This is a genomic window from Streptomyces sp. TLI_105, from assembly GCF_900105415.1.
GTDB lineage: Bacteria > Actinomycetota > Actinomycetes > Streptomycetales > Streptomycetaceae > Streptomyces.
Genome location: NZ_FNSM01000002.1, coordinates 1 through 24,136, shown reverse-complemented (window position 1 = coordinate 24,136; position 24,136 = coordinate 1). Strand labels below are relative to the sequence as shown.

Here is a 24,136-nt window from a genome sequence, read left to right as displayed (position 1 = left end):
AGATCCGTACTGAGGCGATCGATGCCTTCCTTCAAGATCTACTTTCGATACGCGCCCTACTGATCTTTTCGTAAGTTCCATGGGTGCGGCGGGGACGTTGGTGGGATCCTGATGCGGTGTCTTTCCAGCCTTCGCCTGTTGTTCCTCCTTTGACGCGGCCGCAGTTGGCCGAGGCCCAGCGGGTGCGGGCGGCCGAGTTGTTCGATCAGGAACGTTCGGGTGCCGAGATCGCGCGGATGCTGGGAGTCAGCGAAGAAAGCGTGCGGCGGTGGAAACGGGTCTGGGAGAAGGACGGCGCCGATGCCTTGCGCCAGCGCCCGGCCACCGGGCGCCCACCGAAACTGGACGACGCCCAGGTCGAGCGGGTGCGGACCACGCTGGAGCAGGGCGCCCAGACGCATGGCTTCGAGGCCGATCTGTGGACCCTGGAGCGGGTCGGCCTGGTCGTCGAGCGGGTGACAGGGGTGAGGCTGTCGAAGGCCTCGGTGTGGCGGTTGCTGACCGGCCGGCTGGGGTGGAGTCTGCAGCGGCCCGAGCGGCGGGCGGTCGAACGCGACGAGTCCGAGATCGCTCGCTGGATCGCTCATGAGTGGCCACGCATCAAAAGGGGGCGGTGAACACACGTGCCTGGATCGTCTTCCTCGACGAATCAGGCGTCTCTTTGTTGCCGCAGGTCCGTCGCACCTACGCGCCCCGCGGCCGCACCCCGCTTCTGCGGCACCGGTTGAACTGGAAGCGCGCGTCGATGGCCGCGGCCCTCGGTTACCACGCCGCCGACCCCGAGCGCGGCCCTCGGCTGTGCTTCCACCTCAAGCCCGGCAGCTACGACACCGCCGGGCTCATCGAGGTCCTGGAGCAGATGAAACTGTTCTATGGCGGGGAACGGGTAGTGCTGGTCTGGGACGGGCTGTCCGCCCACTGGAGCCGGGACATGCGGGCCTGGGTCGCCGAACAGGACTGGCTCACCCTGGAACGATTACCCGCCTACGCGCCCGAGCTCAACCCGGTGGAGCTGCTGTGGTCTTCGCTCAAGAAACGCGAGCTCGCCAACCTCGCCGGCGACCATCTCGCAGACGTCGCCGATGCCACCGAACAAGGCATCCACCGCATCAGCCGCAACCCACAGCTGCCCTGGTCCTTCCTCACCCACACCGGCCTCACCCTCCACCCACCAACCCCACCCAACTAACGAAAAGATCAGTAGTGCTCGCCCAGCACCGCCCCCGACCCCGCTCCCCTCGCACTACCAAGACCCTGGCGGAGGCAAGCTGATGGACACCAAGCACTGCGCCGTCGACGGCTGGGTCGACGCGATTCCCGCCCCCGGCCCGCGCGGCACCGCCACCTTCGACCTGATCGTCCCCGTCGACCTCGACGCCGTTGAAGAAGACATCCACGACACGGTCGTCACCTGCACCAGCGGTGACCCGAGGGTCGTCCACGAGCTGCTGAACCGGATCCAGCCCGGCGACCTGCTGCGCGCGACCGGCACCCTGGTCCAGCCGCAGGCGCCCGGCGAACCCGCCCGGCTCGTCGTCGACGCACTGGAGGTCCTGGACACCGCACTGGTCCCGGTTTATCGGTAAGCCCGGCTATCTCTGGACGCGGAATACCACTGGCCAAGCAGTCAGTGATCAGCGCCGGAGTCCATCTCGTCGAGGCGCGTCAATCGCCGGTGGGACGCCATGTACGAGCACGGCGCACGGCGATCTCACCGCAGACGACGGCGACGACGAGGCCACCGAGGGCGATGACAAGGGAGCCGGTGGCGACGAGGCCGGCGGAGAGTTCGCCGCCGTCGCCGATGGATAGGAGCATCTGTCCGAGCACGTAGGTGGCGGCACCGGCTCCGACGCCGACGACTGCGAGCGGGACGGAAAGGTTCCAGAAGGCGACCTGCACGTAGAAGCGTCGGTCGTTGCGGAACGAGGCGATCGGGCCGAGACCGCGTGCCTGGTCGTCGAAGACGGATGCTGCACCAACCACCCCGGCAAGGACGAGGGCCGCCAGGCCGATGAGTGCCGCGTCCAGGACCCATTTGACGTATCCGGCTCGTGCCTGTGCCCCCAGCATTCCGGACTCCACGGGCACGTCGAGCATGGGTAGGCCCAGGGTGCGATAGGCGGCTTCCCAGACGCGGTCGGCTCCCGCGTCGCCCGCCGTGTTGAAGACGACGAGCGAGACCTTTTCGGGATCCGTGATGCCCGGGTGGCTGGAAGTGACATTCACCCTGTCCGGGGTGAGCCCGAGGACGGCCAGCGCTCTCTGCGGTCCAGGTCCGATGCTCTTGATGACACCGGTCAGTGCAGTGCTCTTCTTGGGGCAGGTTGTCATCGGGCCGAAGAAGGCCAGGGACGTGCAGTTGCCGGAGAACACGACCCTGTCGTTCTCCGAGTACAAGAGGACCGAGGGCTGTCCGGGGAGGTCTTTGCGGAGCCGGTCGAACCGGGAGGGGTCGCCGGAGGCGTTGATCAGGATCGCGTTTCGGTCCGTTGCGCCAGCCAGTTGCTTGGCTACGATTTCCGGTCCTTCGAGCTGGCTGGTGACGACCTGTCCCAGTGTTGTCAGTCCCAGTCCCACGATCATGGATGCGCTGAGCACGGCGAGTACGACCGGGCGGGCCGCGAGCCACCGTCCGGCGATCAGCCCGGCGGGGCCGCCCCGGCGAGCGGAGAAGGACGCGATGGCCGAACCCAGCGCACCGGACAGACGCCCCCCGAGGCTGGGCAGGACACCAAGCACGAGTACGACGCCCAAGAAGAAGACGACCCGGCCGGGACCGTCCGCGCGCCATGTCCCGTACAGGCACAGTGTGGATCCCGCCCCGCACAGGATCCAGGTCGTTCGGCCCGGCGCCGTCTTGGTCTGCTGGGGGCGAGTGGAGGTCCGTTTGGGCGGCCTGGCGTACCGCATGGCGCTGACGCCCGCGATGAGTGCGGCCGTGGCCACGATCAGGACAGGGAGCCAGGGGCGTACACGGGCCAGATCGCCAGCGGCGACGGTATGCCCGGTGAAGGGAAGGCGGATGTCCCAGAGCGTCGTCGCCCAGGCCGTGGCCGCGGCCAGCAGTGAACCTGCGGTCACGGGGACAGCGGCCTCACCGATCACCACGAGGAGGCGCGACAGGCGAGAAGCACCGAGGGCTTCGAGCATGGAGATACGGCGGTCCCGCAGCTCCGAGCCACCGCGCACGACGACTACGAGGGCGGCTGTCGCCGGCAGCACCGTGAACAGCAACAGCAGCACCCATAAGTCCATTGGGGAGCGCTCGAACTGGTGACTGACCGTGAAATAGTCGAGGAACTGAGATCCTGGACGCCCGAAGCCGGAGATGAAGGTGTTAAGGGTCGTCTCATCGAAGATCCCCTCGATGGGGGAGCGGGTGTAGACGAGCAGCTCATCGGGCTCGGTCAGGCCCTGCCGCCCGATGGTTCCCGCCATGGTGCCGTAACGAGAGACGAGTTCCCCGTCGGCATGCTTGGCAGCCTGCGGGGAGAGGAACACCTCGCCCTTCTCAGGCCACCGATCAAGGCCAGGGGGAGGGGCAGCGGAGGCGCTCAGAGGCTCGGTGAAGATCACGGACACCGCTTCGCCATCCGCGTAGTCCGGACGCTCAAGCCATCGCGCCACGGCTTGCTGCCGCTGGTCGGTCAGGACCGGAGAGCGGGCATCCTGCCTCTCTTGTCTGGCCTCCAGGCTGGCATCCACCGCCAGGAGACTCCAGGTCACCATCAGGACGAGGAAGGATGCGGCGAAGAGCCCGAAGCGGTGCACCAGTCCGGACGCACCACTCGCCCGCCCCACGCGGTGTCCTAGACGGAGCATCGTCAGATGCCTGTTCACCTGGCCTCCCCCAAGTCGGCGATCAGCCGGCCTTCCGCTAGCTCAAGGGCTCGGTCGGCGCGGTCCGCGATCTGCGGGTTGTGCGTGACAACGATCAGGGCGCACCCGAAGCGGGCGGGGAGACCGAACAGCAGGTCGGCCACCACGTCCCCGGTTCGCTGATCGAGTGACCCTGTGGGTTCGTCCGCCAGCACCACCGAGGGCTTGCCAATCAGCGCCCGCGCGACGGCGACACGCTGGCGCTCCCCGCCCGACAGCGCTGCCGTCGTCTTGGACGACGCACCTTGCACACCGAGCTCATCCAGCAACTGCTGTGCGTCGGCGTACGCGCCCTTTGCGCTGCCGCCGGCAAGGAGGACAGGCAGGGCCGCGTTCTCCAGCGGGGACAGCTCTGGGATCAGTTCACCGAACTGATATACGGTCCCCACGGTGCGCAGTCGCAAGGCGGCACGCTCACCTGCGGATGCCTGCGTGATATCGACACCACCAATGCGCACCACGCCTGAGGAGGGGCTGATCAAGCCACTCAGGCAGCACAGGAGCGTCGTCTTCCCCGAGCCGCTGGGGCCCGTGACCGCAACGGACGTCCCGGCAGGCACGTCAAGGGTCAGGCCGTCGAGAAGACGACGATCGCCGATGCTGTAGTGGAGGTTCTCGACTTCCACCGCGGCCGTCTTCCGGCTGTGCAACTCGGTACTCACATATCCTCTATCTACGCCGGGCGGCGCGGAGCCGACGCCCTCTGATGAGAGGCATCGGCTCGGCGCGGTGACTTACCTAGTTGATCAGACCCGGTACACCCAGGGACCGTACGGGTCGGTGGCCCAGTCACGGATCTGCTGCGAGCGGTGTTTGGTCACGCGGTTCGTGGTGCTGGCCTCGCTGTGGCTGCAGTTGTCGTAACCGCGTTCCTCATGGATGCTGCGCGACACGCCGTCGTCACGTGTGTAGTGCGCCATGACGGAGTTGCCATCCCTGTCGCCGTCACACACGACGACCTTTCCCCACGACACGCCAATGTAGGACGTGTCGTAGCTGTAGCTGTTGTAGATGTAAGACGCCCCGGCCTGGGCTGTGGCGGGCGCACTGAAGGCCGCCGCGGTAACGACGACGGCAGCCAGCTTCGCTATGCGATGCATTCGGTAGTCCTCCCCTTGGATGAGAGCCCCACTGGGGCTCGGTACGACGCAAGAGCCACGTACGACACCTGCCGACACCGCGCCCGGCCTCCCCTGGCCAGGTGCATCCCGTGAGCCCCTCGCGCACCGCCATCCTCAGCAGCGCTCGCCAGGAACATCACGGATTATTCCCTCCTTGGCCTGAAAAGGTCCGCACCAATGAAACAGGCGGATCCGATCAAGAGCCATCAGAGGGAGTCGGCAACCGGAATGATCTACAGCGCTGAATTACGGCGCCAGCACGCTCGGTTGCCTCTCACCCGGAGGCGAGGACCCCGTTCTGTTCTTGGACGTCCCCTCCCCTGATCCACCGCAACGGGAATGGCTTGATCGTGTACTCACTCCGTCAAGTCCTCATGCTCATCGATGACGCCTTCGCATCCCGGGAGACGGCGACTATTCACCGCCGGATGATGTCTGCGGCGTACTCGGCACCGAAGCCCTGACTCTCGCGGGTCCAGTTATCGCCGGTGCTCTGGTGAAATCCGAGCAGTCGGCTGATGACCACGGCGGGCAGTTCCGAGGCGATGTCCATCAGTGATGCGTGGCGGGCGAGTTGAGGCGGGACGCCGATCGCCTTCAGGCGCCGCCCGAGGGTGTGCGGGTCGATCGGCTGCCCCGGGTAGATGCTGTGGAACAGCCACTTGGGTTCCTCGATCGGGATGGTCGCCGCGCGGCCGTTCCTCCGCTCGGCGAGTTGGCGGATCAGGTCGTCCAGGGGTGCGGGGATCTCGACGGGGACGCGACCGAGCTTCAAGGCGAGCGTGTTGCCACGGTCGACGATGTGCTCGGTGGTGAGGCGGCTGATGCGGCCCACAGGCTGGGCGAACAGCAGCAGGAGCAGGCCGGCGGCCCGGTCGGCGACGTGGAGTTGCTCGTCGTGGACGAGGTGGCGGACCAGGGACCAGCGTTGGTCCTTGCCAATGATGCGCGCGGTGAAGTAGCTGCTGATGACCGGCGCGGTCAGTGGGCGGCTGTGGCCGCGTCTGCTGGTCCAGAGCAGGAATCCGCGGACGGTGGCGCGGGTGGTGGGGCCGTCGGTGAGCCAGGCGTCCAGCTGGCCCTGGGTGCAGGTGGCCAGGGCGGTGTCGCCGTCATGCAGCCATTCCAGCAGGCGGGCCGCGTTGCGGATCTCGATCCGGACGGTCTCGGCCCGGCCGTGGGTGACGAGCTGGCGGGCCGCATGTACGAAGCGCAGCCCGGCGATGGAGCCGCCAAGGCCCGCAAGGCCGCCGCCGACCTCGGCGGCAACCTCCTCACCAGCGTCCATGTCTCCACCTCCGGAACCACCCGCGACCGCATGAGCATCCACGTCGAGGGCCAGGCCGTCTCCCTCGTCCCCGGACTGGGGAGCATCACCGTCAGCTCCTCGGCGTCCGGTCCGATCGAGCGCTGGACCACCCCGGGGGGCGACTGATGGCCGCCCGGCGGAGACTTCGTACGGGCACGGGCCTGCGTACGCGTCCGCGTAGCAGGCTGCGGGGAGACCGGGGCGACGTCGCGATCGAGGCGGTCATCGTCGTCCCCCTGCTTCTGGCGCTCGCCCTGGTCGTCATCGCCGGCGCCCGCCTGTCCCTGGCCGGACAGACCGTGGACGCCGCCGCCCAGGCCGCCGCCCGCGCGGCCTCCCTGGAACGCAACCCGGCCGCCGGGCAGTCCGCCGCCCGGGCCGCGGCCGCCGATGTCCTCGCCCAGGAAGGCCAGCCCTGCACCTCCACGAGCGTCCGCGCCGCCACCAGCGGACTCGGCGTCGCCCTGGGCGAGACGGCCACGGTCACGGTCACCGTCTCGTGCCGCGTCCCGATCGGCGACCTTCTGCTCTTCGGCGGCGGACCCGGGGTGCGGACGATGAAAGCCAGCTTCACCTCCGTCGTCGACACGTACAGGGGACGCGGATGACCACCACCGACCATTCCCAGCCCCGCCCCCGCTCTCGTCGCCGTCGACGCCTGGGCGATGACCGGGGCGCCATCTCGCCGTTCGTCGCCATCGTCACCGTCCCCCTGTTCCTGCTCGGCGGTCTCCTGGCCGTGGACGCCTTCGGGGTCAGCCGCGCCCACGAACGCACCGACGCCGCCGCCACCGAAGCCGCCCGCGCCGCAGCCCAGGCCATCGACCCCGCCAAGGCCGTCGCCGGCGAAGCCGTCGTCGCCGACCCGAACGCCGCGAGCGCCGCCGCCCGCGCCTACCTCGCCCGCGCCGACGTCCGCGGCACCGTCACCGTCACCGACGGCGGACACCGCATCGAGGTCCACGCCACCGGCAGCTACCGCGGCCGCTTCGTCCCCCACACCTGGACCGTGACCGCCACCAGCTCCGCCACGCTCCTGCACGGCATCACCCGACCCACGAAGGACTGACCCGCCGATGCCCGCACACCGCTCCCTCGCCAGACGCCTGCCCCGCGCCCTGGCCTCCGTACTCGTCCTCGCCGCGGTCACTGCCGGCCTGCCCTGGATCCTCACCCAGGCCACCACCGCCGTCTGGGCCTCCGGCATCAACGCCTTCACCCACCTGCTCACCCGCACCGACACCGGCGCCGCATTCCTCCTCGCCCTGGTCGCCGTCGGCTGGATCGCCTGGGCCACATTCGTGGCGTCGCTCCTGGTCGAGATTCCCGCCCAGCTCCGCGGCCGCACCGCTCCCCGCCTGCCCGGACTGCGCCTGTCCCAGCGCGCCGCCGGCACCCTCGTCAGCGGCATCCTCATCCTGTTCGCCTCCAGCACCCTGGCCACCGCAGCCCCTGCCCTGGCCGCCCCCGCCCCGAGCGCGCCCGCGGCTACCGCGACCGCGCTCCCCGCCACCACCCCGCAGACCCATGCCGCCCCGACCACAGCGGCCGCCGAGAAGACGGCCGGGCAGACCTACACCGTCCGCGCCGTGCGGCCGGCCGAAAGCCTGTGGTCCATCGCCGAGAAGCTGTACGGGCACGGCGAGCAGTACACCAAGATCGCCGACGCCAACGAGGGCCACACGATGGCCGACGGCACCGTGTTCCATGCCGACGCGCCCATCCGGCCCGGCTGGATCCTGCGCCTCCCCGACACTCCCACCGTCGACGCGATGCCCACCCCGGTCCCGCAGCAGGCCGACTCCTACACCGTGACCGACGGCGACACCCTGTGGCAGGTCGCCGAAGAACAGCTCGGCGACGGCGACCGCTACACCGAGATCTTCGACGCCAACAAGAACAAGACCCAGCCCGACGGCGGCCGCCTGACCGACCCCGACGACATCCACACCGGCTGGAAGCTGACCCTCCCGCACACCACCGCCCCCACCACCCCGCCGACCGAGGCGACCCCGCCTCCGCCCCGGAGCGCCGACAAGCCCACCACCCCGGCAAAGCCTGCTCCGGCCGCGCCGACGCCGGCGGCCTCCACCCCGCCGACCACCGCCCCTACGGCCGTTCCGGACCGCACCAAGACCCCCGCCCCGGCACAGACCCCCACCCGCACCATCTCCGCCCCGGCGACACCCACTGCCCGCCCCGAAGGCCCGGCGACGGCCTCCCCCTCCACCACGGCCGAGCCCGCGGCGCCCGCGGCCGAGGAAGCCGACGGCAGCCTGATCTCCGAAGTGACGGGGATCGGGATGCTCACCGCCGGCAGCCTCCTCCTCAGCCTCGGCACACTGCGCATCCTCCAGCGCCGCCGCCGCAAGCCCGGCCAGCTACCCGCCCCCGTCGACAACGAAGCTGCCGAGCAGGCCCTCCACGCGGCCGCCGACCCCGGCAGCCTCGAACTCCTCGACCTCGCCCTGCGCACCCTCGCCCACCACGCCGACCGCGAGGGCCTGGCCCTCCCGGCCGCGACCGGCGCCAGGATCACCGCCCGCACCGTCGAACTCCTCCTCCCCGCCGCCCCGCACACCACCCCGGACAGCGACGACACCTACGACGAAGACATCGACGACCTGCCCCTGCCGGAGGAGGAGAGCTCCGCTCTGGCGCCGTTCACCCTCGCCGCCCCCGGCCGCTGGGTGCTGGACCGAGCCCAGGACCTCCTCGACCCCACCGACGCGGCGTACGTCCCCGCCCCCTATCCGGGCCTGGTCACCCTCGGCACCGACCCCGACGGCAACCACCTCCTGATCAACCTGAACGTCTCCCGCGTCCTCCTCCTCGACGGCACCCCCACCGCCGTACGCGACACCGCCCGCGTCCTCGCCCTCGAAGCGGCCACCAGCACCTGGAGCGACCACGCCGAGATCATCACCGTCGGCCTCGGCGACGAACTGCCCACCCTCCTCCCACAGAACCGCATCCGCGCCGTCCCGCATCTCGCCGCCGCCCGCGCGGACCTCGCCGAACTCCTCCTGGAGCAGCGCCAGCAGGCCGACGCCGACGAAGCCCCGCCCCGCATGCCCTGGACCCTGGTCTGCGCCGTCGACATAGAGGAGGGCGAGGCCAAGCTCCTGGCCGACACCCTCACCGCGGCCCGCGAACTGCCCGTCGCCCTCGTCCTGCCCGCCCAGGGCACCGCCGGCGCCTTCGGCGCCTTCGACGACGCCATCCACCTCGTCGTCGGCACCCCTCGTCCCCAGCACGTCGACGTCCTCGACACCGACCTGATCGTTCAGTCCCTGCCCGAGGAGGACTACCAGGCATTCGCCGACCTGCTCCGCCAGGCCCACCAGCCGGCCCAGCCCGCCGAGGAACCCTGGACCCAGGTCCCGTCCACCGCGGTGAGCGTCACCGACGACGGCGACACGAGCCCGGCCGGTCTGCCCCCCACCCCGTTCGCCGCGTTCACCGCGACCCGCCCCCTCACCCCCGTCCCCCCGCTCCCCACCCCGGCCACCCCTGAACAGGACAGCGGGGAGGAGACCGAGAAGCAGGGAGAGACGGAAGAGCAGAGCAGCGCAGCCGACTCGACCGGACCCGGCCACGCCACCAGCACTGGCACGGAGGAGGGGCAGGAGCGAGGCGCCGCTCCGCTCGCGGAAGCAGTAAGTGCCGCCCCGGCCGCCGGGTCTGCAGCACCGGCCGCGCAGGAGACGCAGGTGGTCCCTGAAGCAGGCCAGGACATCGGTGAGGACGAGCCAGGCGACGCCGTAGACCTGCACGCCCCCGAGGTCCAGGTCCTCGGCCCGGTCGCCGTGACCGGCATTCAGGCATCCGGCCACGGCCCCAAGCTCGCCCAGCTCGCCGCCTACCTCTACTTCAAGCCCGGCCCGCCCGACACCGTCCGCGAAGCGATGGACCCCCGCTCCCCCTGGGGCACCGCCACCCTCCAGACCCGCATCTCCCAGCTCCGCAACACCCTGGGCACCGACCCCGACGGCACCCTCTACCTCCCACGCGACCGCACCGGCATCTACAAGCTCTCCCCGAAGGTCCGCAGCGACTGGGACCGTTTCACCCGCCTCGCCGAACGCGGCCTGACCCGAGGACCGTCCGCAGGCATTCCGGACCTCGAAGCCGCCCTTGCCCTGGTACGGGGCGTCCCCTTCGGCGGCACGCCGCCGGCCTGGGCCGCCGCCCGCTACCAGGAGATGCTCGTCCGCATCACCGACACCGTCCACACTCTCGCCACTTGGCACCGCCAGTCAGCCCGCCCCGACCTCGACGCCGCCCGCCGCGTCATCCGCCAAGGCCTCGACATCGACGACAGCGCCGAACTCCTCTACCAGGACTGGATGCTCATCGAGAACCAGGCCGGGAACCGAGAAGGCGTCCGTACCGCTTACGAAACCCTCCTCACCATCAACCGCCGCCTCGACGTCAGCACCGAACCCGAAACCGAGGCCATCTACGAGCGGCTCGTCAACCGCAGCGCCTAAGGACTGTCCCGCAATGACCTGGAGGCCCGAGTCAGGGCTCGAAAAGATGTGATGCCGTGCACGCAGCGTGTGTACGGTGCCGGAGTGATCGACTTTGATGGCGCTTGGTTGGGTGCGGAGGCCGCGCGGCGGTTGGCGGAGGCGGACTGCTGTGAGATAGCTCCAGGGCTCACGGAGGAAGAGTTCAGCCGGATCGAGGCGACCTATGAGCTCGAGTTCTCCCCGGAGCATCGTGCTTTTCTAGCGGCAGGGCTGCCGGTCGCTTCACCTCCCGAGGAAGGCGCGACGTGGCAGCAGCCCTGGCCCGACTGGCGTCACGCTGATGAAGACGACCTGCGCCATCGGCTGGAGTGGCCGGTGCGAGAAGTGCTGGACGACGTCGCTCATGGCAGCTGGCATCCGGCCCTGGGAGCGCGTCCCACCTCCAAGGAAGAGGCTCTGGAGGTGGCCCGAGCGGTACTTGCACGAGCCCCACGACTCGTTCCCGTCTACGCGCACCGCTTCCTACCCGCAGGTCGCGACACTCCGGGACATCCGGTCCTGTCGGTGTGGGGAACCGACATCATCTGCTACGGCCACGATCTGGCCGACTACATCGACCGCGAGTTCGGCGAGATCGACGAGGACGCGCCCTGGAATCCGCAGGCATCCGTCCCGCTCTGGAAGGACTTCCTCGGCTGAGATTGCCCCCGGCCGATGCCGATGTAAATGATCTCTGTCGTGCCTGGTGTGATCACGGCCTCGGAGCCGTCCTGGATAGTCCCCTTCACCGGTGTGGCTCCGCGCCAGTTCAACCGGGTGGTGCGTGCGCTGCGGCGCGAAGGCGCCGACATCGCTCGGCGCGGCCGGCCGTGGGGGATTCCGCTGGAAGACCGGTTGCTCCTGGTGGCCGCGTACTGGCGCACCAACCTGACACTGCGCCAGCTCGCACCGCTCTTCGGCGTCTCGAAGTCCGCGGCCGGCCGCATCGTCGGCCACCTCGGCCCCCCGGCTCGCGCTCAAGCCCCGCAGACGGTTCCGCAAGGACACCGTGCTCATCGTGGACGGAACTCTGGTCCCCACCCGCGACCACACGGTGGCCGAGCGGTCCAAGAACTATCGGTACTCCACCAATCACCAGGTCGTCATCGACGCCGACACCCGGCGCGTCGTCGTGGTCGGCCAACCGTTGCCCGGCAACCGCAACGACTGCAAGGCGTGGGCACTGTCCGGAGCCGAAGAGGCCGTCGGCCGCACCACCGTCATCGCCGACGGCGGCTACCGCGGCACCGGCCTGATCATCCCGCACCGCCGCGAGCGCGGGCAGAGCGAACTGCCGGCCTGGAAGGAAGACCACAACACTTCCCACCGCCAGGTCCGCGCCCGCGTCGAGCACGCCTTCGCCCGCATGAAGACCTGGAAGATCCTCCGCGACTGCCGCTTGAAGGGCGACGGCGTCCATCACGCGATGAGCGGCATCGCCCACCTGCACAACCTCACACTCGGCCGATAGGCGAGCCGAGCGGACAGTAGCCGATCACAGCCCTACTGACTCGAAGATCTTTACGGGACAAGCCTTAGCGTGCCTCCTGCTCGACGGGCTGTTGCAGCCATGTGAGCCAGTCAATCGGACGCTGGCTTATCGATGGGCGTGGAGTCCGGCGACTGCCGGGGTCCACGCACATCGGCGCGCGTCAGGCGAGGGCAGGTGACACGGGCTGGGATGGCCAGGGCAGCGAAGTACCACCCGGCTCGGGACCAAGCTGATGAGGCTCCGTGGAAATCGGCCAGTGATGCTTCTCGTCCCACCCCACTCGGTTGCTGTGGGCGACGATGGCTGGGGGCCACACGTCTCCCTTTTCCGGGCTCAGCATCGCGTGCAGTCTTTCCCGAGTTCGGAGCGGACTGCAGACTTTCCTGGGTCCAGTGTGAGCGGATGGATATAGGGGGCGGGGCGTGCGGCCACTCACTGATCAGGATCCTCGGGAGTTGGGGGGTTACCGGCTGCTGGCGCGGCTTGGGCAGGGGGGCATGGGGCGGGTCTATCTGGCCGAGGACCGGCGGGGCGCGTTAGCCGCCCTGAAGGTGGTGCATCCCGAGCGCGCGCACGACCCTGAGTTCCGGCGGCGTTTCGCCCGGGAGGTCCGGCTTGCCGCGCGGGTACACGGGCCCGGCGTCGCCTCGGTGACCGGTGCCGACCCGGATGCCGAAACACCGTGGCTGGCCGCCGAGTTCGTTTCAGGTCCCACGCTGAGCGAAGCGATCGCGCGGCACGGCGAGCTGCCCGCCGAGGCTTGCCGTGCTCTCGCCGAGCAGCTGGCCGAGGCGCTGACGGCCGTCCACGCGACGGGCCTGGTCCATCGCGATCTCAAACCGTCCAATGTGATCCTCGGCGCCGACGGCGCCCGCTTGATCGACTTCGGTATCGCCCTGGCCACCGACGAGAGCGCCATCACCCGCACCGGACAGACCCCGGGTACCGCCGGCTACATCGCGCCCGAGGTGCTGCTGGGCGGTGCTGCGGGGCCCGCCGCCGACGTGTTCGCCCTTGGCGCGCTGCTCGCCTTCGCTGCCCAGGGACGTCATCCGTACGGGTCTGGGCCCGAGGCGGTCCTGATGGCCCGGCCCTTGGCGGCCGATCCCGATCTCTCAGGCATCACCGACGTGAAGCTCGCTGCCCTGCTTCGCCGCGCTCTGGCCCGGGAGCCCGCGCACCGGCCGTCGCTGGCCGAGTTCGCCGGCCTGGCCGACCTCGGCACGGCCGGCGGCGGGTCCTGGATTCCGCCGTCCCTGCTCGACGACATCGGCCGGCGCACCCATGAGGTCACTACACGTACGCGGCCCCGCCGGGCCACCGCTCCAGAGCCGCATCCCCCCACCGCGATGGACGGACCCGCGCCCGGCACCAGGCGTGCACCCGACGGCCCCGGCACCTCGCCCGCCCCACCCGGCCCGCAGCGACGACACTTCACCCGACGCGGTGTACTCGGCCTGGGAGCCGCCACGGCCGCCGCCGGCGCTGCGGCCTGGCTGATCAACGAGAACACCGCCTTGGGGCCCGCCCCCAAGATCCTTTGGCGGCATGCCATGAAAGGGCCCGCCTTCGACCCGCTGGTGACCCGGGACACGGTGTACGCAATCAGCGAGGAAGACGGGCTCGTGGCGCTCGACATCCGTACCGGTGCACAGCGTTGGCACCGCTCCCTGAACGGTTCTCTGGCCGGCCCTGTGCTCGGGAATGGCATGCTGTACCACTCCGGCGGCAACCGGCTGACAGCACTCGACTCCCGTTCCGGCGCCACCCGTTGGTCCGTCCCGCTGCCCGGGGAACAGGGACACGCGATGATCCCAGGACCCGACCTCCTGTACATGCCGGATGAGCCGGTGCGCGCACTCGACGCAACCGACGGCTCTGCACGGTGGTCGTACGCGCATGACCCATCCCACCCCGGCATAGTGCAAGGCCTGTTGTGGAGGAACGCGCTCTTCGTCTACAGCTTGTCGTACGTGGACCGGGTCGACGCCACGACGGGAAAACGGGTGTGGCGGGCCGAAGTGGAGGCGGCCCAGGACCTGGCCATATCGGACGGCACGTTGTATGTGAGTCATTTCGGAGGTGTGTCTCTCCTGAACCCAGTCGATGGCACAGTGCGCAAGACCTTGACGCGGGACAAGTTTCCGGTCTTCGACATCGCCGTTGCGGGCCGCGCCCTGTGCATCGACGACATGGCCGACGACAGAGTTCACGGGCTCGACGCGCTCACTGGGGAGGAACGATGGAGCGCCGACCTGGGCAAACACACCTTCCTGTCAGAGCTGGACGGCGGAGCGCTGGCAGTCACCTCGGACACCATGGTCTGCGCGGTCGATGCCGGCACCGGTGTGGTCCGCTGGCGGCTACACGACACCGGCACCACCTCCACACCCGTCATCGCGAACGGTGTGGTCTATGTCGGCACCGAACGCAGAGGCCTGCTCGCCCTCTCAGCAGCAACTTCTGCCTGAGGCCTGTGGTCAGCTCTTGAGGTCGCCGTGCCGAGGGGCGCCCCTCCGTAGATCGGTGCCCCTGGGTGATCATGCAGTCGACGAGCGCAGTCGGGTCCGCCTGGCGGACTGGGAGACGGCGCGGGTCTTGGGCTTCTGCGCCGGAGCGGACTTCAGCGATCGCTGTGCCGAGAGGGATGCTCGCCAGTTGGCGGAATAGGCCTGCTACTAGGAACCAGGACCTGTGCCACCCTCCCGGCAGGACTTCTTTGTCACTCGCCCGTGGAATATGCGCGGATTCGCCTGCGCCCATCCCATTGCATCGGCCACTGTGAGGGATCCGGAGGCTGCCATCGGCTCGTACGGCGGCACCCGCACCGATACGCAGGAGAAGGGGAGGCTGGCCATGTGGGAGCCGGACGGCGCGGAAGGGCACGTGGGCAAGGTAGGAGTACTGCTGGAGGACGGTACGGTGCCGGGCCCGGTGTACATCGACATGGGCAGCGGCGGTCACATCCCCAGCTTCACCGACTGGTGGGTCTACACCGGCCAGGGCCGCGCGCCGCTCGCGGAGCGGATGCGCGCCGTCTGCGCCTGCGGCTGGCACGGCGAGACGACCTACCCGATCGACTGGACGCAGGTCTCACACCGTGCCCCCTATCTCTATGACACTTCGGGCCCGGAGAAGGACTGGGAGAATCACACCCGTCAGGTGACCGCCCAGGCGGTGCCGCTGCCCGAAGACGTCGCACGGCTCCTTTCACAGCTCCGCGAACGCCTGGACGAGATCGAGGACGACGACCCCCTGACCGCCCTGCGGATCGTCGGTGAGCTGGACTCGATCGTCGACACCAACGGCTCCTACTCAGCCCGCCTGGCCACCGACAAGCACCCTGACGGGGAGATCGCAGCGGCGCTCGGCAGCACCGAGAAGGCCACGGCCGCCCGGCTGCGCCGCTACGACAACCGCAGGGGCTACTGACCCTGGTCAAGGGCAAGCACCGGCTCGGGCACAGGCGCCGACCGACGGGAGCGGCGACCCTTTACCGCAGCCACCGGCCCTGCCCGGCAGCAGTGACTCACCATGGTGCGGACGACGGTTGTTGCCCAACCGAGACAGCACTCCTGGGGCGATGGTGAGTGCGGCGGTAAGGCCCGCACCGAAAGGTGGAGGCATCCCTACGCCGCCGATCCTTCCGAGGAGCCGTTGATGTCCTCTCCCTCGCCCCGCGGTCTCGACGAGGCCCTCGACAACCTGGCCGAGGTCGCCGGCCGGTTCTTCGCCGGCCAGGACCTGGACGGTACGCAGCGCACGGACGCCACGTTTTGGCGGCCGGGGCGCCGCGTCGTGGTGAAGGACGCCGACGGACCGGTCCGCCGTGCCTCCTACCGGGCCGGCTGGCACCGGCTCACCGTCCGCATGACCGCCCTCGCCGCGGCCGGCGGAGGGGCGTACGGCTATCTTCACCACCCCGACGCCGTCACCCAGGCCCTCACCTACGGCGCTCCGGTGGCCGCGCTCGCCACGGCGGCCTGCGGCGCCGCTTACCGGGTCAAGGGCCGCGAACGGCGCGAGCTGCTGCAGGAGTGGGTCGAGCCCCTGCACCAGGCGCTCGCCGGCCCCCTTGGGATCTCCGAGCACACCGACCCCCGCACCTACCTTCACGTGCCGGCCGACTTCACCGACGACGACGCCGAGATCCGCATCGGCCTCCCGCTGCACCTCCGGTTCAGCCGCGAGGCCGTCGCCGAGCTGGTCATGCAGAAACTCGCCCTGCAGAACGCGTCCTTCTCCTGGCGCCTGGCCGGCCGCGACCCGCACCTCATCGTCAAGAAGAAGGACCGGCCGCCGGCCTCGCTCGGCCTGAACGACCCCGGCGTGCGCGAGCTGCTCACCTCCGTGCCGGAATCCGCGCCGCTCATCGGCCTCGGCGCGGGCAAGCAGAAGGTGTCGGTCGACCTCGACCACGACTCCCCGCACGTCCTGATCTCCGCAGGTACCGGCGGCGGCAAGTCGACCATCCTGCGCACGATCGCCTGCCAGTTCCTCCACAACGGGGCCCAGGCCCACATCCTCGACTTCAAGCGGATCAGCCACACCTGGGCCCGCGGCATCCCCGGGGTGAACTACTGCCGGGACATCGCCGAGATCCACGACGCCCTGATCGAGCTCGGCGCCGAGGGGCACCGCCGCATCCGGCTCGCCGAACAGCTCGGCGACGATGTCCTGGCTGCCGAACCCGACCGTGTCGGCCCGCGGCAGGTGATCCTCCTCGAGGAGATCAACGCGACCATGGCGCAGCTGCGCCGCTACTGGGAGAAGATCCGCACGAGCGACGACCCCAAGACCTCACCCGCGATCGACGCGCTCGCCGAGATCCTCTTCATGGGCCGCCAGGTACGCCTCCACGTCCTGCTCGTCGCCCAGTCCGCCACCGCCCGCGCACTGGGCGGCCCGGAGATGCGGGAGAACTTCTCCACCCGCATCCTCGTCCGCTACACCCTCAACGCCTGGAAGATGCTCGTCCCCGAAGTCCACCCCGCGCCCAAGCCGACCCGGCACCCCGGCCGCGTCCAGGTCGTCCTCGGCGGCACCGCCCGCGAGACCCAGGTCCTCAACCTCTCCGAAGCCGAAGCCCGCGCCTGGGCCATGGCCGGCGTCCCCGGCCGCCACCAGCCACTCACCCTCCACAAGCCGGGCACCACCGGGGGCGACCCGTCAGCCGCGGAGAGTGGGACCATCCCGGAAACGGCCAGGGCGGCCGGGAGCGAAGCGGGGCTGGTCGGTCTCCGGGCCGCGCAGCAGGAGCTGGACGGCATGACTCTTGCCGGCCTGCGCTGGGCCCGCCGCAACGACCCCGAGTTCCCCGCCCCCGCCGGCAGGTCGGGCGCGGAACACCTCTACCGCCTCGCCGACCTCCACCAGTGGGCACGCAATCGGCCCCGCACCCGGGAGACGAACCCGAAAGCCCCGGGCCGGAGCGTCGCCTGACCGCGATGAGCCAAGATCAACCAGATAGTTTCTCATCAGGAAGGGCACATCCTGGTCGAGATCTGTCCCGTTCCAGCCGTAGCAACGGTTCAGGCCGCAGATCACAGTCTCACCGTCGCCCGCGTCCCGTTCAAGGTTTCGACTAGTTGTCAGATTTACTCCTCAGAAGCCTGTTTGGCGCCGTAGGATCGCATCAGCATTCGGCTTGTGCCGACTCCCCATCACCCCTCATGGCCCGTAGGGGCAGAGGAAGCGCAATGGTCACCCAGCTCAACTCCCGGATTTTTCTCGTGGAGCGGGCTCGGTAGGTCGCGCACCACGTGGTCGGGGAGACGGACGTGTGTGACAGTCGCTCAGATCGTTTTCGACGTGCGGTGACTGATACAGCGACTCCGGAGATCCTCTGCCGGGGTCCGGGCCCTTGCTCTGCCCGGACCGACCGGCCCGGGCCGACCTGCCCACTCCTGGAAGTCTGATCATGACGACCATCAACCTGGCGACCGTCTCCGAGGCGGAGCCTTCCCCTCGGGCCAACCCGTTCCCGGGCGCCGACACGTACGGCTGGACCCAGTCTTTCTCCGAGGCGCTGGCCCTTGCCACAGGTCTGCCCCCGCTGGTGACCGACGTCATCGCGCCCTATGTGATCCGTCCGAAGCGCTACCTCACCAGGGCGAAGACCGAGACGTTCTACCGCCTTCGCCCTGGAGTGATCGTGAAGGACGAGCGGACGGGCCTGCACATCCTGTCGGTGACTACGCACGGCTTCGCCGGCACTCCGACCGAATACAACGAACGGGTGCGCAGCGCCTTCCACAGTCCGGCCCAGTTTGACGCCTCCCCTGATCGGGTGCTCCCGAGGCTGACCACCGGGTCCGACCCGAGCGGCACCGCGCTGCCGTTCGTGACGACCGCCGAGCCAGTGGAACCGACCATCCTCAACAACCTATTGGGCATCATGGACGGCGCACTCACCGAGGCCGACCACAAGCGCGGTTACGACCTCGCCGAGGACATGACGGTCTTCGGCCAGACCAACCGCACCATGCACGTGCCCTTCGTGCGGACGATCACCGAGAACCACCAGGGCGTCCCCGTCATCCGCACAGTCGTCGACTTGGTGGCCATCAAGGGCAGCAACCGCTCCCGGGCCCGCCTCAAGCTGCACGGGCTGACCGCCCGCAACATCGCCTTCGGCGTCCCGACCAGCAAGCTCGACCTGCCGGATCCGAAGCCCGGCCAGCCCGCACCACCGGAGTACATCGCCGACCCCGTCATCTGGGCCCCCGCCTTCGCCGACACGCTGCGGAACGCGTTCGCCGACCCCAAGCACCGCCTGCACGACACCGCCCAGGCCGCCGCCGAGGTCGCCACCGTCCAGATGCAGATCATCGTCGGGACGGACAACCCCGCCGAGTTCCACAACACGGTCTTCGATCCCAACCGTGCCGACCACCGCCGTCCGCAGCTCGACTACCCCCTCGCGGAGAAGTCGACCTCCGACATGCGTGCGGTCCTGCGCGAGGCAAAGACCTCGGGCCGCATCACCGAGCCCGTCCGGGCCTGGCTCGCCGGCGAGGACAGCGAGCCGGGCACCCTCTCCGGCTCGGTCACCGACGCCCGCGACCGCCGCGACCGGGCGCTGCTCGGCATCGCCTTCCCCAAGGAACTGGAGCACGACCGCGAGGTGGCCCGGGTCCTCGGCGAGCCTGAGCGGTACTACGACAGCCGAGAGGAGAACGTCACCCTCCGGTTGCGCATGCTCTCCGCCGCCATCGCAGAGGGCTACCGAAACCGGTGGAACCCGCGCCTGCTGGACGGCACGCTCTACTCCAGCTTCATCGCCAAGCGCGGCACCCTCGCCGGCCGGCCGGACTGGCGGACCGCGCTGGACCAGGCCGAGACCGACAAGACGCAGCTGTCCGACTTCCTCGTAACAAGAGGCCTGCACTGGCTCGCCGAGCACGGCATGGTCGAGGCCGACCGCGGGTCGGCCGACGGCCAGCGGGGACCAGGTCGGCGCAGCGGCGTCAGCGCTCGTAACGCCCTGCTGCTGAAGCCTGTGCAGGCCATCGCCCTGATGCGCGAGATCGCCCGCGCCAACGACGTTGGCACCTCGCCCCGGCAGATCGATGAGACCGGCGCTCCGGTCGACGGCACCGTCGCCGACCGCACCTGGTTCAGCGTGACTTTCCCAAAGACCGGGCGCGGCAAGAAGAAGGGCGACGACCGGCCCAGCGCGTCGGACAGCACCCCGCCCCAGCAGCCGAAGAAGTCCCCGGAGCAGGTCCTCCTTGATGCCCAGCTGCGCCTGGTCACGAGCCTGTCCAGTGATTTGCCGCAGTCTTTTCTTGGCGCGCTGGCCGTGGCGCGCGAGGCCATCGTCGCCGGTGCGGCGGTCGGCAAGCCCGTGCTGGCCGATCTTCCCTCCTACAGCGTGGAGGTGATGGAGCAGGCCCTGACTCGGCTCAAGCGGGACCTGGGTGCGATGCAGGCCGGTCTGGCCGACATGAAGGTCGACACCGAGGTCGTTATCGAATCGGCTACAGAGCAGGCCGTCAACGCCGAGGGCGAGCAGTGAGCCGCACTGTGCTGCCGGCCGGACCGGTGCTGACCCCGCCGCTCTTGGCTGGTCTGGCGCTCGTCGGTGGCCGCTACCTGCAAGCTGCCTACCTGCGACCGCTGCCCTGGGCTGATCGGGGGCATTTCGATGATCTGGGTGTCCTCACCGGGATCTACCTGGTCACCGACATCTCTGGCCGGCTGCGCTGGCTCGGTCAGGCAAGCCGCCTCGACGGCCTGACCGGACGTCTCGACGGGCACGACCGCGATCCGGGCAAAAGGGCCGTATTTTCCTGCGTGCGGGTTTTGCACCTGGACGACCTGACGCCCACCGAGGCCCTGGACGCTGTTGAGGGGCGGTGCGCGGACCTGCTCGGCATCCGGCAGAGCATGAAGCCGCGTCGATGGCCCCTGGCGACGAACTGGCTTTCCTTGGTCGCCTGACGTGACGATGGCCGGCATCTATGTAGGTGCTGGCCATCACTGACGATGATCCGCCGTCAGCCTTCGGGCATGTGGTCTGCGACGAAGGCGGCGAACTCCTCAGCGTGCGGGTTCATGCTGTTGGAGGTCATAAATTCTGGGAACCTGCGCGGTTCTGTGTGTTCTATTTACAAGGCCGCCGACAATCCATCCGTGCATACGAGCCGATCCTGGGCGACCACGCCGTCATCCTGGGCAAGGTGGTCGCCGTTCTGCGCACGCTGTAGTCGCCGGAATCGACCGGCGACTACAGCGCCGCTCTTACGGCGGCTGATCCAGCGAGACTGGACTGCCGAAGGTCACGCGGTGGCCGGCTGCGGTTCCTCGAGGACCTCAGCGACCTTTCGAGCCATTTCCGCGACGCGCGGCGGCAGGTAGACGTCCAGTGAGTCGACGTCGTCACACAGCCGCGCCCTCAGCCCGTGCAGGCACGCCTCGGCGAACAGCCGCCGTTCATCGGGCTCAGTCATCAGCCCCTCCTCGGCGTATCCCTGGCCCCAGCTGTACCAACGGCGGGCATCAGCGTCTGACTCGGGCGGCTGGGGGCCGCCGAGCATTCCGGCGACCTCCTGCCGGTCCGATTCCCGCGGGCCGGCTGCCCGGCTGCGCTGCTGCCGGACCTGGAGATGAGACGAAAGCGTGTCCATCTCGACGTCGGTGTGCTGCTGGCGGTACGCGGCGATCAGCAGGGACGCCATGTCCATGGTGTCCGCGGCGTCCGTGGCGCGGATCAGCGTCATCCGCTGCCAGTCGCGCGCGATGTCCGGCTCGGTGTAGCGCAAAACCTCCTGGCAGTTCATGACCGCCTCGGAGACGAGCTGGTGGACCGCCTGCCGCAGAGGCTCAGGCATCGGGGTAGGTTCCATGCCCGCACGCTAGAGGGGCCCTCCCCCCCACGCCCTGACGTTACGGCCCCCGCCTCACCTGGACGGACTACGCTCGGCTCTGGCCCACGCCGGAATGGAGTGCGCGGGCAAGGCCCCGGCCCCCGTGACGGGACGCAGTACGGCCGGGGCCGCCTTCTACGGGGAAGCGGAAACAGCCGCTGAAATGAAACGGCCGGCGCCCTCAGTCCGCCCGAAGGGCGGGTGGCACGGGCACCGGCCTCCCAAGACACCCGCCGATCCAGAGACCCGCGAGGCTTGACGGCGAGTGCAGCGCCGCAGGGACGCGAAAGGAATTCGGTACAGTTTTCTTGTCCAGGGCATGATCGCGGCTGCTTCACGGCCACGCCCCTGCCCGCCTCATGCCGCCCGTAGAGGAGTTCGCCGTGATCCGCGCCGGCCGCGTCGACAAGGTCCGCACCCTCGCCGACCTCGCCGCACAGCAAGGACTGAGCCTCGGGCGCTACCAGGTCGTCAAACCGTACGCCGAGGAAGGCTTCCCCGCTCCGATCAGCTCAGAGGGCGCCCGCACCCTCCTGTTCGACGCCGACCAGGTCGACGCCTATCTCCTCGGCGCCCCTGTCCCCGAACTGACCAGCACCGACAGCGACGACGACCTCCTCGATCGAAGCGAGGCCGCCGCCGAACTCGGCGTCGCCCTGACCGGCTGGAGCGCCTACAAAAAACGCCCCGCCCTGGCAGACCACAAGGTCACCGTCGCCGGCGTCGAACACTGGCCCCGCGGCATCATCCGCGCCTACCGGGACGCCAGGGACAGCCGCCCCGCCACCGGAGGCCGTCCCAAGAACGCCAGCGACCAGATCCCCCGCGACCAGCTCCTCAAGCTCGCCGCGCCCCTCCTCGACGCCGACCCCGCCATCACCGCCGCCCGCGTCACAGAAACCCTCGGCGTCCACCGCGACACCGCACAGCGCGCCCTGACCCACCTACGCGCCAGCCGGATCGCCGATCGCCTGGCCACCGATTCCACCCTCACCCCCCAGCAGGCCGCCGCCGAACTCGGCTACCCCGCCGGCCAGGTTCGCACCGCCGTGCACCAGGCCCTCACCGAACTCCGCGCCCGCGCAGCCGGGGCCTACCTCGCCACGATCACAGCCGCCCTGCACGACGCCGGCCTGACCGACACCCCCACCGCACCGGACGTCGAGCAGACCCGCGACACACTTCGTGCCGCAGTCCTCCTTGCCCCCGAAGCGCCAGCGGCCGCACTCGTCTGGGAAGACGGCGAAGGATGGCGCACAGCCACCCGCCGTCTCCACCCGTACACCGCACCCGGAAGCCACCCTCTCCTTCTCGGCAGCACCGAACCCCGTCCCACCGACCTCCTGGCCGCTCTCACCACCTGACGCATCGTCTCAAGCCCCCGAAGGCACGCTGAAACCAACGAGCCTTCGGGGGCTTCCGCCTGTCGCGCGGAAGACGGCTGGGGCGCACCTGGGGACACCTACGGGCTGAGCAGAAGCGGGGGAGCACCTGGCGCGCGCCGCCGGTGACGCACTGCGGACCGGTGGGGGCGCACCGTGGGGTCTTTCTTGGGTGCGATGTGTCGGCTTCATGGCGGTGAGGTCATGGCAGTGGCGGCTGGTCAGGAGCGGCGTGTTCTTGCAGGTCTGTGGCCTATGGCGATGGTCGGTCGCTGACACGAGGCGGTGCTTCGGGTTCTGGTGGCTGACAGGGCGCGGCACATCCCCAGGCGGCTCACTGTCATGTAGGCGGCACATCGCACAGGGAATCCCACCCATTTCCGAAACGCTGACTTCTGATCGACCTGGTGCTCACGGAGCTGGATCATCGAGATGGAACCTCACAAGCATCTCTTGGCAGACTTGAATATGGAGGGAGTAAGCAGCGGCCCAAGGAACGCGGCCAAGAGCCCATGACAAGGCGATAGTTGACCTATATGAGATGGCCAGAGAGGCATCAGTGCGAGAAAATGAGAGGCATGGACGAAGACTTCTGTGAAGTGATGCTCCTGCCCAGCTCCCAGTGTGACCACTGCCGCACCGCGCGATCGGTGCTTCCCCGGAGGGTGTACGTCACCAAAGGCGGGAACGTCTACCACAGGACGCCTAACTGTGAAGGGATCAAGGACGGCCAGCGGTACGCACGTTGGAGAGGAGACGAGATCCATGATGTTCAGTCCGTCCCCCGCAGTGATGTACAGGCCCAACGAGGAGCCTGTGAAATCTGTCGCCCCGATCTGATTCATAGATGACCCTAGGCAGTCCCCTATTTCTGCCAACGCCACATGCTGCATCAGTCTGATGCAGCATGTGGACACGAACGAGCACCCCTCCCTCGCAGCCAGCCCGGCCCGCGTCAGCGGGCCCCAAGGTCCTGGAGGCGCAGCCGTAAGGACCGTTGAGGCGGGAGAGCGCAGCGGACCCGCCAGCCCGGGTTGAAGCGAAGCGGAAACCCTGGACGGGGCG

Annotated in this window: 19 protein-coding genes and 1 pseudogene; 15 read left to right on the top strand and 5 right to left on the bottom strand. The window is 69.3% G+C overall.

Features of this window, described 5'->3' with window-relative positions:
• The first annotated feature begins 116 nt into the window (after positions 1 to 116).
• The 3 genes from BLW86_RS39430 to BLW86_RS39420 all read left to right on the top strand — a co-directional run bounded on the left by BLW86_RS39430 (position 117) and on the right by BLW86_RS39420 (position 1,586).
• On the top strand, positions 117 to 617 hold the full coding sequence (locus BLW86_RS39430) for a winged helix-turn-helix domain-containing protein (protein ID WP_177181983.1): 501 nt from the start codon (positions 117 to 119) through the stop codon (positions 615 to 617).
• Positions 614 to 1,189 (top strand): transposase, encoded by a 576-nt coding sequence (locus BLW86_RS39425; RefSeq protein WP_093879136.1) that lies wholly within the window; start codon positions 614 to 616, stop codon positions 1,187 to 1,189. Before BLW86_RS39430 ends, BLW86_RS39425 begins: the two co-directional genes overlap by 4 nt.
• A gap of 82 nt (positions 1,190 to 1,271) precedes the next feature.
• On the top strand, positions 1,272 to 1,586 hold the full coding sequence (locus BLW86_RS39420; RefSeq protein ID WP_093879135.1) for a hypothetical protein: 315 nt from the start codon (positions 1,272 to 1,274) through the stop codon (positions 1,584 to 1,586).
• Positions 1,587 to 1,665: 79 nt separating this feature from the next.
• On the opposite strand, the gene BLW86_RS39415 is transcribed toward BLW86_RS39420, so the two are convergent.
• The 4 genes from BLW86_RS39415 to BLW86_RS43710 all read right to left on the bottom strand — a co-directional run bounded on the left by BLW86_RS39415 (position 1,666) and on the right by BLW86_RS43710 (position 6,291).
• On the bottom strand, positions 1,666 to 3,774 hold the full coding sequence (locus BLW86_RS39415; RefSeq protein WP_093879134.1) for a hypothetical protein: 2,109 nt from the start codon (positions 3,772 to 3,774) through the stop codon (positions 1,666 to 1,668).
• 65 nt (positions 3,775 to 3,839) lie between these two features.
• Positions 3,840 to 4,544: an ABC transporter ATP-binding protein gene (locus tag BLW86_RS39410; protein ID WP_256341764.1), complete on the bottom strand. Its 705-nt coding sequence runs from the start codon at positions 4,542 to 4,544 to the stop codon at positions 3,840 to 3,842.
• Between the two features lie 84 nt (positions 4,545 to 4,628).
• Positions 4,629 to 4,982: a hypothetical protein gene (locus BLW86_RS39405; RefSeq protein ID WP_093879133.1), complete on the bottom strand. Its 354-nt coding sequence runs from the start codon at positions 4,980 to 4,982 to the stop codon at positions 4,629 to 4,631.
• A 439-nt stretch (positions 4,983 to 5,421) separates the two neighbouring features.
• Entirely contained in the window at positions 5,422 to 6,291 is an 870-nt protein-coding gene (locus BLW86_RS43710) for a hypothetical protein (protein WP_256341763.1), read from the bottom strand.
• A gap of 146 nt (positions 6,292 to 6,437) precedes the next feature.
• On the opposite strand from BLW86_RS43710, the gene BLW86_RS39395 reads away from it, so the two are divergent.
• From BLW86_RS39395 to BLW86_RS42695, 11 genes and pseudogenes are all read left to right on the top strand, one after another.
• On the top strand, positions 6,438 to 6,920 hold the full coding sequence (locus BLW86_RS39395) for a TadE/TadG family type IV pilus assembly protein (RefSeq protein ID WP_093879132.1): 483 nt from the start codon (positions 6,438 to 6,440) through the stop codon (positions 6,918 to 6,920).
• Entirely contained in the window at positions 6,917 to 7,381 is a 465-nt protein-coding gene (locus BLW86_RS39390) for a pilus assembly protein TadG-related protein (protein ID WP_093879131.1), read from the top strand. Before BLW86_RS39395 ends, BLW86_RS39390 begins: the two co-directional genes overlap by 4 nt.
• Before the next feature lie 7 nt (positions 7,382 to 7,388).
• A complete protein-coding gene (locus BLW86_RS39385) occupies positions 7,389 to 10,805 on the top strand; it encodes a LysM peptidoglycan-binding domain-containing protein (RefSeq protein ID WP_093879130.1) in 3,417 nt (1,138 codons plus the stop codon).
• 84 nt (positions 10,806 to 10,889) lie between these two features.
• Complete coding sequence (locus tag BLW86_RS39380; protein WP_093879313.1) at positions 10,890 to 11,486, top strand: hypothetical protein; 597 nt, start codon at positions 10,890 to 10,892, stop codon at positions 11,484 to 11,486.
• Positions 11,487 to 11,525: 39 nt separating this feature from the next.
• Positions 11,526 to 12,297: pseudogene (locus tag BLW86_RS39375) on the top strand (transposase).
• Between the two features lie 443 nt (positions 12,298 to 12,740).
• Positions 12,741 to 14,789 (top strand): serine/threonine-protein kinase, encoded by a 2,049-nt coding sequence (locus BLW86_RS39370; protein WP_256341762.1) that lies wholly within the window; start codon positions 12,741 to 12,743, stop codon positions 14,787 to 14,789.
• 310 nt (positions 14,790 to 15,099) lie between these two features.
• Positions 15,100 to 15,750 carry a hypothetical protein gene (locus BLW86_RS39365; RefSeq protein WP_143060347.1) on the top strand — a complete coding sequence of 217 codons (651 nt, stop codon included), beginning with the start codon at positions 15,100 to 15,102 and terminating at the stop codon, positions 15,748 to 15,750.
• A 228-nt stretch (positions 15,751 to 15,978) separates the two neighbouring features.
• Positions 15,979 to 17,760 carry an FtsK/SpoIIIE domain-containing protein gene (locus BLW86_RS39360; RefSeq protein WP_093879127.1) on the top strand — a complete coding sequence of 594 codons (1,782 nt, stop codon included), beginning with the start codon at positions 15,979 to 15,981 and terminating at the stop codon, positions 17,758 to 17,760.
• A gap of 478 nt (positions 17,761 to 18,238) precedes the next feature.
• Complete coding sequence (locus tag BLW86_RS39355) at positions 18,239 to 20,338, top strand: hypothetical protein (RefSeq protein WP_093879126.1); 2,100 nt, start codon at positions 18,239 to 18,241, stop codon at positions 20,336 to 20,338.
• Complete coding sequence (locus tag BLW86_RS39350; RefSeq protein ID WP_143060346.1) at positions 20,335 to 20,763, top strand: hypothetical protein; 429 nt, start codon at positions 20,335 to 20,337, stop codon at positions 20,761 to 20,763. Before BLW86_RS39355 ends, BLW86_RS39350 begins: the two co-directional genes overlap by 4 nt.
• Positions 20,764 to 20,789: 26 nt before the next feature.
• The gene (locus BLW86_RS42695; protein ID WP_218138083.1) at positions 20,790 to 21,029 is read left to right on the top strand and encodes a hypothetical protein; all 240 of its coding nucleotides are present in this window, start codon (positions 20,790 to 20,792) and stop codon (positions 21,027 to 21,029) included.
• Positions 21,030 to 21,101: 72 nt separating this feature from the next.
• Here the strand turns inward: BLW86_RS42695 and BLW86_RS39345 are convergent, their stop codons facing one another.
• Complete coding sequence (locus tag BLW86_RS39345; RefSeq protein WP_256341761.1) at positions 21,102 to 21,668, bottom strand: hypothetical protein; 567 nt, start codon at positions 21,666 to 21,668, stop codon at positions 21,102 to 21,104.
• Positions 21,669 to 22,072: 404 nt separating this feature from the next.
• Between BLW86_RS39345 and BLW86_RS39340 the strand changes: the two genes are divergently transcribed.
• Positions 22,073 to 23,053 (top strand): hypothetical protein, encoded by a 981-nt coding sequence (locus BLW86_RS39340; protein ID WP_093879123.1) that lies wholly within the window; start codon positions 22,073 to 22,075, stop codon positions 23,051 to 23,053.
• Positions 23,054 to 24,136: the final 1,083 nt, after the last annotated feature.